Origin of the sequence: Lutimonas halocynthiae (genome assembly GCF_030409835.1) — a bacterium.
Classification (GTDB): Bacteria; Bacteroidota; Bacteroidia; order Flavobacteriales; family Flavobacteriaceae; genus Lutimonas; species Lutimonas halocynthiae.
This window is the reverse complement of sequence record NZ_JAUFQO010000016.1, coordinates 844,104-856,749: the sequence shown is the minus strand read 5'-3', so window position 1 is coordinate 856,749 and position 12,646 is coordinate 844,104. Positions and strand designations below refer to the sequence as shown.

Genomic DNA, 12,646 nt, shown 5'->3' with positions numbered 1-12,646 from the left:
ATAATTTGCAAAGGTTAGTGGTTTGCCTTAGCTCTAATTACAGCATATTTCCAGAAGCTTTAGCCTGAGAATCCATATGACGCCCAACAATTATTCCAATTAGCATTCCAAGGCTAATTCCTAAGGAGATTCCTAAAGATCTTTCAAAACGTTGACCAATAAGCACTCCTAAAACAACTCCAAAAGTCATTCCTAGAGTTATACCCAATTCGGCGTAATACCCTTTGGAAGTTAAGGAAAATGTATCCTTTAAATATTTTTCAAATTTAGTTAGTGCTTTCTTAAAGTGTTTTTTTCTGTTCTCAGGATTTGATGTAGAATATAATCTATCAAGTTCGGTTTCTATAGATTGAATTTCATCCTTTGAGAACGTTCTACTTTTCAATGCGGTAAGAATATGAAGAAATTTCTCGTAAACCTTAATTTCAGATTTTTTAGTTGTTTGGTTCTTCAAACTTTCTAAAATATTAATGCCTTCTTGTAATGTCATAATAATTAGTGTTTTCTTGGTTAGTGGCTGAAAGCAAAAATTATTACAGGTAAAGCCTGTTTTTTTTGAAACATTTAAAAAAAAAGCTTTTAGATACGCGCATTAATGGGTGTTTAACTTCTTAAACTTTCTATATCATCCATCAACTCTTTCAGTTTTTTAAACACTCTTCCATAAACAATATTTAAATCCCATTGATAAATTCTACCCCCAAAAAATGCCAGTAAGCCCATAATTAAAACTATAACAATAATTGCTATAAGAGGAATTCCATATACCAAATAAACATCTGGGAAACCAATTAAAACTTCATTCACAAGTCTTTCACCCAAAGGAATACCTTCTGCATCCTTAAACCAAAAACCTATAACCATGGACATAAAAAACGCTGGATACAAAAATTTAGCCAATCTCTTATTGATAACTAGCATCTTTTGTATCCATTGGTTAAATGCCTTTAAGTACTGATAACTACTTACGCCCTTATGTATTTTTTCTAAATCATTGAATAATCTCTTATTAATAATTACTAGTACGGCAAGTGCTACAAAAAAGATAGCGCCCATTAAGGGAATACCCACAAAATAGGATATGATTAAAAAGAAAAAAGAGAATGCTACAATTGCAATCAAATTTATTCTAAACATGCGTTTAAATTTATCAATGATATGAATTGATTTTTGGTTGTACAGGTTATTTAATTTTGGTGCTACTAGTGCATCACTTTTGAGAAAACCTTCTTTCCATATATTTTCAATTGATTTTTCCATCTAATATTTTTTTTAATCTTATTTTAATTCTTTTTACACGGACGCCTATATTATTTGGGTTTGTTCCTATAATATCAGCGATTTCTTTATATGGTTTTTCTTCCAGATAAAGCATAATGATCGCTCTGTCGATTTCTGATAGTTTTCTAATCGCATCATATAGCAGATTTAGAGATTCATCCGAAAACGCATAGTTATCTTCCGTCTCTTCAACTGGTAACGGGTCAGATGCAAAATGTTGGCCCTTATTTTTCTTTTTCTTAAGTAGCGTCAAACAAACATTTAAAGAAATACGATAAACCCAGGTACTCCATTTCGATTCCTCACGAAAGCTTTTTTTACTCCTCCAGATTTGCAAACATACTTCTTGGTAATAATCCTCAAAGTCTTCTTGCGAATTGGTATAGGCCCGGCATAATTTTATAATAATGCCAGCGTATGGTAAAATGGATGTTTTATAAAAATCGTTACTCAATATTGTTTTTTTTGGTTAGTGGTGTAAATTAGAATTTATTACATGCGCATGAAAAATTTATTTAAAAAAAATAATATTGAGTTTTATAACTCTCATTATGATTGTCTTATTAGCATTCGTTCTCACTTATATTTATTTGATGATCATTATGCTGAGCTTTGAAGTTATAGGGCATGACTATTATGCTGAAACATAAAAATGTTACGTAGCATCTTATGTGGTTTTAGAATTTGAAATACCATGAGGTAGCTTATTTGAATAAGAATTTACATTGCTTCATTGCCTCATACCAAAAGTAAGAATTCCAATAATGATTATTCAAAAAATATTTATGGGTTTTTATTGTAGGAATTAATCTACACGATTATATTTGTCGTCCAACAAAAATAATCTATTCATTGATTATTTTTTTTCGGGGTGTAGCGTAGCCCGGTTAGCGCGCCACGCTGGGGGCGTGGAGGTCGGAGGTTCAAATCCTCTCACCCCGACAATAAAAGCTTTGCAATTTTTTGCAGAGCTTTTTTTATTGGCACAACTTGAAAGCTTGCTTTCAAAGGAAGTGGCAATAAAAAAAGGTTAAAAGTGAAACTTTTAAAGCTTTTATTGGCATCGTTCCCAATGCAGGATCACCGACCGGAGGGAGGTAATCCTATATTGAAAGTTTACTTTTAAAAAGGGGTGAAAACAAAAAAGACCAAATCGTGCAGCGATTTAAAAGGATTTTACTTTAGTATGATCCCAATGGAGGATCACCGACCGGAGGGAGGTAATCCTCCATTGAATAAGGAATATCGAATTTTGAACAAGGAATTTCGAAGTCTTTTTAAAGCTTTTATTGGCATCGTTCCCCATGGTAGATCACTGACTGTAAAAAACCCATCACCTCACTTCCGATCACCTCACCTCCGATCACCTCAGAAGAGATTAATTCATAACTACATCAGGTACAATGCCCAAGACGTTAAATAATTTGGCCATGGCGCTTAACCTTTTCACAGTAATTTCATTCTCTTTTAGCTGTGAAGTGATCAAACTTTGTTCTCTGGAATTGATCAAAAACAAAGAGCTTTCACCCAAGAAAAATTTTCTTTCTTCACCATTTAGCAACACTTTATAGTCTGCAACAATACTTTGAACAATTTCTTCCTGTTCGTTTAACGATACAATTTCAGTTTTTACCGCTACGGTTTTATTCCTTAAAGATAGAGACGAGGCACTTATCTCATAGTTGATATCCTGTAATTTTAATTTTGACAATTTCAAATCACCTCGTTCTTTTCGTAAAAAAATCGGCATGCTAAAGTTTACCATAGCCTTGTAATTTGAAGTGTTAAATAAATATTGGTTCTCGTAGTCTGAAGCGAGAAAGTTGTATTGAAAATCAAGCTTCGGCAATAGTTTATTAGATTTTAAACGACGGTCCACATTAAGCGACTCCATTTTGAAATTAAGAGACCTTAGTTTGGGGTGATCGCTTATAACTAAAGAATCTGCCGAAATCGTTTGCAATGATAATGAGCTGTTGAGGACGTCTTCTGTTGGTAACTCAGGAATCACTCTCTCTTCAAATTCCAATGGTACATCTTCAAGCCATAAATAACTACTTGCATATAAACCCGCTTTTCGACGTTTCAATTGGGCTGCTTTTTGCCCGAGCAACCAATTTTGTACAGTGATTTTTGCTTCCAATGTGTCAATGGCAGCTTTATCACCCTGGTCATAACTTCTTTTAATCGCGCTTAGCCTGATGCTGGCATTTTTAGAAAAGTTAATATAAATTTGTTCTTCATTATAAGCCTGCAGCCATCTAAAATAGGCAATGCTGGCATCATATAGTAATTGATTTACGAGCAAATCCCTTTCCGCTTTAGTCTGATCTTGAAAGAAGCGCGCCTTTTTTAAACTAGCCATACGATCATTAATGATCAAGCCTTGAGCCAATGATATAGAAACACCAGCACTGTATAAGCCTTCTTCAGGAACCGTCATGTCTGGATTTAAAAACTCACCGGTATTATTTTCAAAATTGGCTTTAAATTCAACGCCGTACCAAATAGGTACTTTAAATGCGGCATTTAACTCATTATAATACTCCGTATTTTTAAACTCTTTCGTATTAAAATCAACTTCAATTTTTGGATCAAAACCACCACGAGCTCTTAACAAGTTGGCTTCTCCTATACTCAAGTTTAAATTGGCCTGTTTTAACAGGGGATGGTGTTTTTTTACATAGCCTAAATACTCTTGAAAGCTAAAGGTTTTAAACTCAGGGTTATTGGCTTGAACACTGATTGTCACAGTAAAACAAAACAGATAAATGATTAGCTTTTTCATCAGGTTATTGTTTAGATTTATTTTCAACAGATTTTGATTCTGGGGTATAATAATTTGGCGGAAATCCATTTAATTTTCTCCATAATTCATACCAAATTGGCACATCTTCTAGCAAAGCAATCGTATAGGCTCCTGAGCCTACGCGTACGTTTTTTGGCCATGCATTCTCCGTTTCATCAGGAGCAATTAAGACCCTGAATTTTCCGTTGCTGCTAATGAATGTTTCTACTGCAACTACTTTTCCGGCAAAGGTTCCGAAAGCTGCATTGGGCCATCCACTAAAGAAAATGGCAGGCCATCCGTCAAATTGGATACGTATTTTTTCACCTTTATGTATTAACGGAAGATCAAGCGGTTCAACAAACGTCTCTACGGCCAGGTCATAGTTCACCGGCATTATTCCCACTAGAGATTCTCCGTCTTTAAATGTTTCTCCGATTCCAGCTCTGATGGCCTTATTTACATAGCCATCAAAAGGTGCAGTGATATAATACAAACTGTTCCTGATTTCATAATTGGAAGTTCTGTTATCAAGCTTTGAAGTTTCTACTTCTGCTTCAAACTGACTTGATAGCGCTGTGAACTTATCGCTTTGTGCTTTAGATAGTTTGTCGGCGTATTCAGCCGAAATACGATTGATTTCTATTTCAGCATTGATCACATCATTTTTACTTGCCATCAACTTGTTTTCCTGAGAAATGAGCTTGGCTTGGGTTCCTTGCAACTTTATATTTTTTTGCTCTACATCAGTCATTGGTTTTAAACCTTCCTTTTGCAGGGTAATGGCTCTTTCGTACTGTACCTGAGCAATTTTGTAATTAACTCCCGCGGCTGCTAAATCCATACTGTCACTTTTAACTTTTAGGTGTGATTGCAACAGTTTATTTTCAGCCTGAGATAGTTTTAATCGCAGCTCGTTGTTAATAGCGGATGATTGATTTTCTAAGGCTATGACCTTTTGTTTATAAGACAAGACAGAGTTGTTTTTTGCATCACGCTGTAATTTGCTTCTTTCAATTAGCTTCGGATCCTGGTATTCAGTTTTAATTTCGGAAATAAATAGAATGGTATCTCCCTTTTTTACAAAATCTCCTTCCTTCACATGCCATTTTTCAATACGTCCCGGAATTTGAGATTGTATGGTTTGTGGCCTTTGATCTGGTGTTAGGGTCGTAACATAGCCATCTGCTGTAACATTTTGAGTCCATGGCAAAAACAGCATCACAAGACAGATTAGTGAAAACACGCCTACAAATTTGTTGAAAAGCTTAAAGTGAATCCTTTCAAAAGCTTTTTTATAAGAAGTGTAACCTTCCATGGTCACTTTCTTGTTCAATTGATTATGAGATATATTAAGCATGTTGAGAGTTGTTTTTCATTATAATTCCATTATTCAAAACCACGGTTTTAGTACATTTTTGCTTCCACATAGGGTTATTGCTCGACACAACCAGAGCCCAGTTTCTTTCTGGTGAAACCAAATATTTGATGATGCGCTGGGCTTCTTCATCCTCAAAATATTCAAGAGGATCTTTTAGAATTAATAATTTTGGTTCATGCAATATGGCCCTTGCCATAAGGATACGTTTGGATATGGTAATGGGAATTTTTTGTCCTTCTGGATGTATTACTGTATGTATTCCGTTGGCCTGCCTTTTGATAAAATCTAATAAGCCCAAAAGTTGTAGCACCTCATTCAACCGTTCTTTGTCGAAATCTTTGTTATCAAATACAATATTTTCCAGGATACTGCCTTCGAAAGGTGTTTGACCAGGTAATACTTGCCCGATATTAGCCCTATACATATTAGTCCATATTGCTTTGTCGGAAATGTCATTGATATATAGCGCTCCTGAAGTAGAAGCGATCAAACCCGAGATAATTTTTAATAAGGTGGTTTTACCAGAACCTGAATCTCCGGTTAAATGAATTCTTTCTTTCGATGAGAATGCAAAAGTGACTCCTTTGAGGATTTCCTGTCCGTCTGAAGCATTGTATTTTATATCATTTAATTCTACACGAATGTCTTTTTGATATGAAAAAGGATCTTCACCTTCTTGCTTTTCCAGTTTTTTATCTACAACCTGTCCAATTTTTTCGAGCGAAGTAAGCACATCATAAAATGATTCTAAACCTGTAATAACCTTTTCAACCGAGCTGATTAATAGTAGAATAATGATTTCAGCCGCTACAAATTGGCCAATATTCATCTGCTGGTTAATAACCAAAAGCCCTCCGATGAGTAACAAACCTAAGGTAACAAGTACTTTGAACCCAATCATTTGGCTGAACTGTATAATCAGAATCTTAAAGTGATTTTCCCGTGCATCGAGATATGCGGTTGTCAATTCATCATTTTTTTTCATAGCCAGGGTCGTTCTGCCAGAAAGCTTAAAACTAATCAATGACCTGGCAACCTCTTGAATCCAATGCGCTACATTGTATTTCTTTTTTGATTCTAACAAACTGCTTTCCAATCCCTTTTTTGCTGTTGACTTGAAGAGTAAAAAAACCAATAGGATGAGTAAAATTCCATATATAATAAAAAATGGATGGTAGAATGACAAGAGCAGTAATCCTAAAATTATTTGCAAAAGGGCAGCAGGGAAGTCGATTAAGATTTTAGACAAGCCTTTTTGAACAGTTAGCGTATCGAAAAATCGGTTAGCCAATTCAGGAGGATAGTCTTGACCAAATTCACTTAAAATAATTTTAGGGAAACGGTATACGAATTCAAAAGATGAGCGGGTAAATATTTTTTGCTGTATGTTTTCCAAAATGCGTATTTGCATGAGCTGCAAGGCACCTTGAAAGGCTACTCCAAGTGTAACGATGATGACCAATACAATCCAGGAGGTTGATACTTGAGCCCCTTGTATTAAATTGATAATTGCCTGTATTCCTAAAGGAAGTGACAGCGCAACTAAACCTGCAAATATGGCATAGTAAAATACCTGTCTGATATCTCTTTTGTCTAATTCAAGTAGGCTTATAAAACGTTGCCAAGGTGTTAATATTTTTTTTATCATGATGATCAAATAGTTAATGATATCGAGCCCTATGTTATTAAAATATCTAAGACTTGTGACAAATATAATAGTATTACTATTATAAATAGATAGTAATACTATCATATTTATAAATCGTACCATAGATATTCTCAATATTTGTTTTGCAGAAGTCAGTTGCACTTCAATATTTCTTGTATCAAGGCAGGGTCAATTCGTTTTGTAAAAAAACTAGTAATCAGTCTAATGTGGTTCCTGATCTTATTTCAGTAGCTGTTTGGATAAGTTTAAAAAAGTTGCATTCTTTTAAGTGATGGTGAAGCTGGTGAAATGATTACAGTATGCACCAAGATGCTCCGCTAAGCAGAAAAAAAAATTTACAGCGCAAGAATCAGTCACTTTTGGAAGTATATCGGCCTATTTTCTTTTATGTGGTCTTAAGATCAGCCCCAATGGTTTGTCATAGGTTAAATAATTAGTAAACCAGTCGAAGAAGGCCACGAACTTGTTTCTAAAACCTATCAATGAAATGATGTGTATAAACATCCATAAAAACCAGGCAAACGTGCCTTGAAACTTCCAATTTGGAAGATCGACAACTGCTTTTTTTCGCCCAATTGTTGCCATAGCACCTCTATTTTTATATTCGAAAGGATGAATAGGCTTTTTATTAATAATACGAATTATATTTTTTGCTAACAATTTTCCTTGTTGATTGGCAACAGGGGCCAGCATTGGTTCTCCTCTTGGGTTTTCTTCTGTATTGTGACAGGCCACATCTCCGATGGCAAATACCGAATCTGAATGCCTGACCTTGTTAAAAGCATCAACTAAAATTCTACCACTTCTGCTAATAGACTTTTTGGGCAGGCCTTTGATTAAAGCGCCTTTTACCCCGGCGGTCCATATAAGCGTATCTGTTTTAAATGAGCTTCCATCGGCTAAGATCAGCTCATCTCCATCATAATGCGTAACTCTTGAATTTAGAAAGACGTTTATACCAAGTTTTTGCAGATAGTTTAAGCTTTTTTGAGAAGCTTCGTCAGACATTGTTTTTAATAATCTTGGTGCAGACTGGTATAAATTGATACTTAATTTTGAGACATCCAAATCCGGAAAATCCTTTGGAATTACATACTGTTTCATTTCTGCCAAAGCACCAGCGAGTTCAATACCTGCCGGGCCTCCGCCTACGATTGCTATATTTAAAATTTCTTCGAGAGACTCATTCTCTTGTCGTGTCAGAGATTTTTCCAGGTTCTGGAAAATAAAACTTCGCATATTTAATGCATCAGGAATTGATTTAAGAGGAAATAATATGTTTTTGATGCCTTCAAAATCATAAAAATTACTCTTGCTACCTGTGGCGATAATTAAATAATCATATGCAAAGCTGCCAACAGAAGTCTTTATTTTTTTGTCCTCAACATCAACAGATTTTACTTTGGCCATTCTGAATCTAATATTTTTCTGATTCCTAAAGATTCTTCTAACCGGGTATGCAATACTGTATGGTTCAAGACCTCCTGTTGCAATTTGGTACATAAGAGGTTGGAAATTATGATAGTTGTTTTGATCGATCAGCAGTATATCGACATTCTTTTTTTTAAAATACTTGGCCATAGTTATGCCACCAAAACCAGCACCTATGATGACAATTTTATGTTTTTGAGCCATTTGTCAAGAAATATTAATTAGAGCTTATTAAACGTCGAACAAGATACCTAATAAGATTTGAAAAATTAAGGGTAAAACACGCTTCACTATGAATTTAATATTGGTGTAAAATCCTGATATAAAAATTGACCGTTTCATTCCTTATTATTTTTTGATAAAATTTGATTGCTAAGATATCGTCAAAATAGCTGTATCTTTTTGCTTTAAAAATTGATTTGATTTCATGTCCCTTTTAAATGTCGTAATAGTCGGTGGCGGATTAGCAGGATTAACCAGTGCCTTGCATTTGACACAATCAGGGTTAAGGGTTACTTTAATTGAAAAGAATCCATATCCCAGGCATAAAGTGTGTGGCGAGTACATTTCAAATGAAGTCTTACCATATCTTGATTATTTGGGCGTTGATCCATTTAAATTTGGCGCGAAGAAGATTGATAATTTTGAATTAAGCGCTGTACAGGGAAAATCTGTTTTTGCAGAATTGCCATTAGGAGGTTTTAGTATCAGCAGATTTCAATTAGATCATTTGTTGTACAAAAGAGCAGTTAAAAAAGGTGTGACTGTTATTCAAGATTCAGTTACAGAAATTGATTTTACAGACAATCGTTTTCATGTAAGACTTAAAAATCACCCGCTTCTTGAGGCTGTATTTGTGATAGGGGCTTATGGCAAGCGGTCGAATTTAGATCAGAAGATGGGGAGAAAATTCTTGAAAAGTAAAGCGCCATACCTTGCGGTAAAGGCGCATTATAAAGGAGATTATCCTGAAAACTTAGTGGGTTTACATCATTTTTATGGTGGCTATTGTGGCGTGTCAAATGTTGAAAACAACAATCTAAATGTCTGTTATATTGCAGAATATGCTCAATTTAAAAAATATAAGAACATTAAGGATTTTGAAGAAAAAGTGCTGTTTAAAAATAAAGAGCTAAAATCAATATTTCAGCATTCCAAATTGCTTTTTGATAAGCCACTGAGCATTAGTCAGATTTCATTTGCCTCCAAGCCATTGATTGAAGATCATATCATTATGAGTGGCGACAGTGCTGGGATGATACACCCTTTATGTGGCAATGGAATGAGTATGGCGATTAACAGTGCAAAAATGATCTCTGAACTGTTAATTCAGTATTTTGATGGCTCAATGGATAGAACAACTGTTGAACAAAAATATGTTGCCCAATGGGAAAAGGAATTTAAGCTTAGAATTCAAACAGGTAAATTACTCTCAAGGATGTTTCGGATGAAAAGTTTGACCTTATTCTCTTTGAATTTATTGAAGAAATATCCAAAGCTTATTAAGTATATAATTAGAATGACCCATGGTAAACCAATAGTAGTAGTATGATAAGTACAAGAGAAAGAAGCAAGGAGCGGGAGATCATGGATGATTTTACTTTAGAAGGGGCTTACTTAAGAGATAACCTCGATATTCTGGCAACCATAAATAAATGGTTGGGAGGCAATCGTATTTCCCTTAAAGGAGTTGAGAGACTTGTTGCTGAACAATCGAAGCAGCGAGAAATTGTTATCGTTGATTTGGGCTGCGGTAATGGAGACATGCTAAGAAGAATTGCACGTTTAGGTGTTAAACTAGGCTATAATTTTAAATTGATTGGTGTTGACGCTAATCAGGACACTATTAAATATGCAGAAGAATTATCGGTGGCTTATAAAAATATCACTTATCTTCAATTAAATATATTTTCTGAGGCATTTCAGGAACTTGAGTATGATATAGCCCTGTTGACACTTTTTTTACATCATTTGGATGATAAAGAACTGATTTACCATCTGAACTGGTTGAAAAAGCAGACAAAGCTTGGAATTGTAGTCAATGATCTTCATAGAAGTAAGTTAGCCTATTGTTTGTTTTATGTTATAAGTCTGGTGTTTAACAATAAGATAGTTCGCAATGATGGACTGGTTTCTATATTGAGGTCATTCAAGAAAAGTGAACTTGAAAATTACGCAAAAGAAATAAAGGTAAAAAGTGAAATAAGTTGGCGCTGGGCTTTTAGATTCCAGTGGATCATGTATACGAAAATATGAGTGTAAAAATTATTACAGTGGCCAAGGCCCTGCCAAAACATACTAGAAATACGAAAGACATTATCCCGTATTTGAACCTTTGGTTAGCAGATCAGGAAGATCGCTTTAGACGAAAGGTTATCAAAATTTTTGAAAATGCTGGAGTTGATAAGCGGTATTCGATTATGGATGCTGAATCGGTTTTTTCAAAAACAAGTTTTGAGGAAAAGAATGATATCTACGAAAAAGAGTCTATTATTCTGGCTGAGTCCTGTTTGAAGAAATCACTTGATAAGGCTGGTTTGAAGGCAGATGAGATTGACTTTCTAATCACCGTAAGTTGCACAGGAATTATGATTCCGTCGCTTGATGCCTATCTGATCAATCGCCTGCAAATGAGACAAGATGTGGTAAGGTTGCCTGTTACAGAAATGGGATGTGCTGCAGGGGTGTCGGGTATTATTTATGCCAAGAATTTTTTAAAGGCAAACCCTGGTAAAAGAGCTGCCGTGGTGGCAGTAGAATCACCTACAGCAACATTTCAATTAGATGATTATTCGATGGTAAATGTGGTCAGTGCAGCGATTTTTGGAGATGGTGCTGCGGCAGTAATATTATCGTCTCATGAGAATGAAAAAGGACCCGAAGTGGTTGATGAAGCCATGTATCATTTTTATGATGCAGAGAAGATGATGGGTTTTAAATTGAGAAATTCTGGTTTGCAAATGATTCTTGACAAGTCTGTACCTGAAACGATTGCGGAGCATTTCCCAAATATTGTACATCCGTTTTTAGAGAAAAACGGAAAAAGTATTGAAGATATTGATCATCTTATTTTTCATCCTGGCGGTAAGAAAATTGTGCAGACCGTTGAGTCTCTTTTTGGGGGTCTGGGAAAGAACATAGATGATACAAAAGAGATATTGAGATTGTATGGCAACATGTCAAGTGTAACAGTTTTATATGTTTTAGAAAATTTTTTAGAAAGAGATTTGGCAGCAGGAGATTTAGGGCTCATGTTAAGTTTTGGTCCTGGATTTTCAGCACAAAGAGTATTGTTAAAATGGTAAAAGAGTTTAAAGATAATCAATGGGCCCTCATTTTAGGAGGTTCAAGGGGTTTGGGCTTAGCTTCTGCAAAAAAGTTAGCAAGTCATGGGATGAATATTTGCATTGTTCATCGTGATCGCAAGAGTGATCAGGATGAAATTCAACAGCATTTTCAAGAGATCAAAAAAATGGGAGTTTCCTTTATTAGTTTTAATAAGGATCTTTTAAATCAAGATCGAAAAATGGAAATCATTCATGATTTAAAAGAAATATTAGGCGAAAACGGAAAAATAAAATGCTTACTGCACAGTGTTGCAAAAGGTAATTTAAAACCAATGGCAGCTGAAGGCTCAAAAGCTTTAAGTGTGATAGATATTGACATAACAATCAGGGCTATGGCAACAAGTTTGTTTGATTGGTTTAAATTGGTTTTTGATCATGACTTATTTGCAAAAGACAGCAGGGTTATAAGTTTCACAAGTGAAGGAAGCAGTAAGGCGATGCAAAATTACGGAGCAGTTTCTGCTGCCAAAGCAAGCCTGGAGGCGATAAGTAGAAATATTGCCCTAGAATTTGCAGCTTTTGGGGTCAGATCCAATTGCATTCAGGCAGGCGTGACAGATACTGCATCGTTAAGAATGATTCCCGGAAGTGACAAAATCAAAGAACATGCGGTTATGAGAAACCCTTTTGGAAGACTGACTTTGCCAGAAGATGTGGCAGATGCAGTATATCTTTTGTGTAAACAAGAAGCGGCCTGGATCAATGGTTGTGTGTTACCCGTTGACGGGGGAGAAAATATGAGTTAGAAA

The 12,646-nt window shown here is 35.2% G+C and carries 11 protein-coding genes and 1 tRNA gene; 5 read left to right on the top strand and 7 right to left on the bottom strand.

Translation table 11 applies throughout. The annotated features are described in order from the left end of the window. Positions 1-37 precede the first annotated feature (37 nt). The 3 genes from QWY87_RS16930 to QWY87_RS16920 all read right to left on the bottom strand — a co-directional run bounded on the left by QWY87_RS16930 (position 38) and on the right by QWY87_RS16920 (position 1,735). A complete protein-coding gene (locus tag QWY87_RS16930) occupies positions 38-490 on the bottom strand; it encodes a hypothetical protein (RefSeq protein WP_290293449.1) in 453 nt (150 codons plus the stop codon). A gap of 113 nt (positions 491-603) precedes the next feature. Beyond that, on the bottom strand, positions 604-1,260 hold the full coding sequence (locus tag QWY87_RS16925; RefSeq protein WP_290293448.1) for a hypothetical protein: 657 nt from the start codon (positions 1,258-1,260) through the stop codon (positions 604-606). Next, a complete protein-coding gene (locus QWY87_RS16920) occupies positions 1,244-1,735 on the bottom strand; it encodes an RNA polymerase sigma factor (RefSeq protein WP_290293447.1) in 492 nt (163 codons plus the stop codon). The genes QWY87_RS16925 and QWY87_RS16920 overlap by 17 nt, the downstream gene beginning before the upstream one ends. 413 nt (positions 1,736-2,148) lie before the next feature. On the opposite strand from QWY87_RS16920, the gene QWY87_RS16915 reads away from it, so the two are divergent. After that, positions 2,149-2,223: transfer RNA gene (locus tag QWY87_RS16915), tRNA-Pro, on the top strand. A gap of 436 nt (positions 2,224-2,659) precedes the next feature. Here QWY87_RS16915 and QWY87_RS16910 read toward each other — a convergent pair. From QWY87_RS16910 to QWY87_RS16895, 4 genes are all read right to left on the bottom strand, one after another. Beyond that, positions 2,660-4,069 (bottom strand): TolC family protein, encoded by a 1,410-nt coding sequence (locus tag QWY87_RS16910; RefSeq protein ID WP_290293446.1) that lies wholly within the window; start codon positions 4,067-4,069, stop codon positions 2,660-2,662. Between the two features lie 4 nt (positions 4,070-4,073). Beyond that, positions 4,074-5,429, bottom strand: a complete 1,356-nt coding sequence (locus tag QWY87_RS16905) for an HlyD family secretion protein (RefSeq protein ID WP_290293444.1) — start codon at positions 5,427-5,429, stop codon at positions 4,074-4,076. Continuing rightward, positions 5,422-7,098: a peptidase domain-containing ABC transporter gene (locus tag QWY87_RS16900; protein WP_290293443.1), complete on the bottom strand. Its 1,677-nt coding sequence runs from the start codon at positions 7,096-7,098 to the stop codon at positions 5,422-5,424. The genes QWY87_RS16905 and QWY87_RS16900 overlap by 8 nt, the downstream gene beginning before the upstream one ends. Positions 7,099-7,494: 396 nt before the next feature. Then, positions 7,495-8,754, bottom strand: coding sequence for an NAD(P)/FAD-dependent oxidoreductase (locus tag QWY87_RS16895; RefSeq protein WP_290293442.1), 1,260 nt, complete (start codon positions 8,752-8,754; stop codon positions 7,495-7,497). A 223-nt stretch (positions 8,755-8,977) separates the two neighbouring features. Here QWY87_RS16895 and QWY87_RS16890 point away from each other — a divergent pair, with 223 nt between their 5' ends. Genes QWY87_RS16890 through QWY87_RS16875 form a run of 4 tightly spaced genes read left to right on the top strand, consistent with a single transcriptional unit; the run spans position 8,978 to position 12,643 of the window. Beyond that, the gene (locus tag QWY87_RS16890; RefSeq protein WP_290293440.1) at positions 8,978-10,102 is read left to right on the top strand and encodes an NAD(P)/FAD-dependent oxidoreductase; all 1,125 of its coding nucleotides are present in this window, start codon (positions 8,978-8,980) and stop codon (positions 10,100-10,102) included. Continuing rightward, on the top strand, positions 10,099-10,806 hold the full coding sequence (locus QWY87_RS16885) for a methyltransferase domain-containing protein (protein WP_290293438.1): 708 nt from the start codon (positions 10,099-10,101) through the stop codon (positions 10,804-10,806). The genes QWY87_RS16890 and QWY87_RS16885 overlap by 4 nt, the downstream gene beginning before the upstream one ends. Next, positions 10,803-11,855, top strand: coding sequence for a type III polyketide synthase (locus QWY87_RS16880; protein ID WP_290293436.1), 1,053 nt, complete (start codon positions 10,803-10,805; stop codon positions 11,853-11,855). Before QWY87_RS16885 ends, QWY87_RS16880 begins: the two co-directional genes overlap by 4 nt. After that, complete coding sequence (locus tag QWY87_RS16875; protein WP_290293434.1) at positions 11,849-12,643, top strand: SDR family oxidoreductase; 795 nt, start codon at positions 11,849-11,851, stop codon at positions 12,641-12,643. Before QWY87_RS16880 ends, QWY87_RS16875 begins: the two co-directional genes overlap by 7 nt. Positions 12,644-12,646 lie beyond the last annotated feature (3 nt).

Excerpts from the sequence above, each read along its gene's own strand:
- QWY87_RS16875 (WP_290293434.1), top strand. The coding sequence starts at position 11,849 with ATGGTAAAAGAGTTTAAAGATAATCAATGGGCCCTCATTTTAGGAGGT.
- QWY87_RS16895 (WP_290293442.1), bottom strand. The coding sequence starts at position 8,754 with ATGGCTCAAAAACATAAAATTGTCATCATAGGTGCTGGTTTTGGTGGC.
- QWY87_RS16905 (WP_290293444.1), bottom strand. The coding sequence starts at position 5,429 with ATGCTTAATATATCTCATAATCAATTGAACAAGAAAGTGACCATGGAA.
- QWY87_RS16900 (WP_290293443.1), bottom strand. The coding sequence starts at position 7,098 with ATGATAAAAAAAATATTAACACCTTGGCAACGTTTTATAAGCCTACTT.
- QWY87_RS16925 (WP_290293448.1), bottom strand. The coding sequence starts at position 1,260 with ATGGAAAAATCAATTGAAAATATATGGAAAGAAGGTTTTCTCAAAAGT.
- QWY87_RS16910 (WP_290293446.1), bottom strand. The coding sequence starts at position 4,069 with ATGAAAAAGCTAATCATTTATCTGTTTTGTTTTACTGTGACAATCAGT.
- QWY87_RS16930 (WP_290293449.1), bottom strand. The coding sequence starts at position 490 with ATGACATTACAAGAAGGCATTAATATTTTAGAAAGTTTGAAGAACCAA.
- QWY87_RS16890 (WP_290293440.1), top strand. The coding sequence starts at position 8,978 with ATGTCCCTTTTAAATGTCGTAATAGTCGGTGGCGGATTAGCAGGATTA.
- QWY87_RS16880 (WP_290293436.1), top strand. The coding sequence starts at position 10,803 with ATGAGTGTAAAAATTATTACAGTGGCCAAGGCCCTGCCAAAACATACT.
- QWY87_RS16885 (WP_290293438.1), top strand. The coding sequence starts at position 10,099 with ATGATAAGTACAAGAGAAAGAAGCAAGGAGCGGGAGATCATGGATGAT.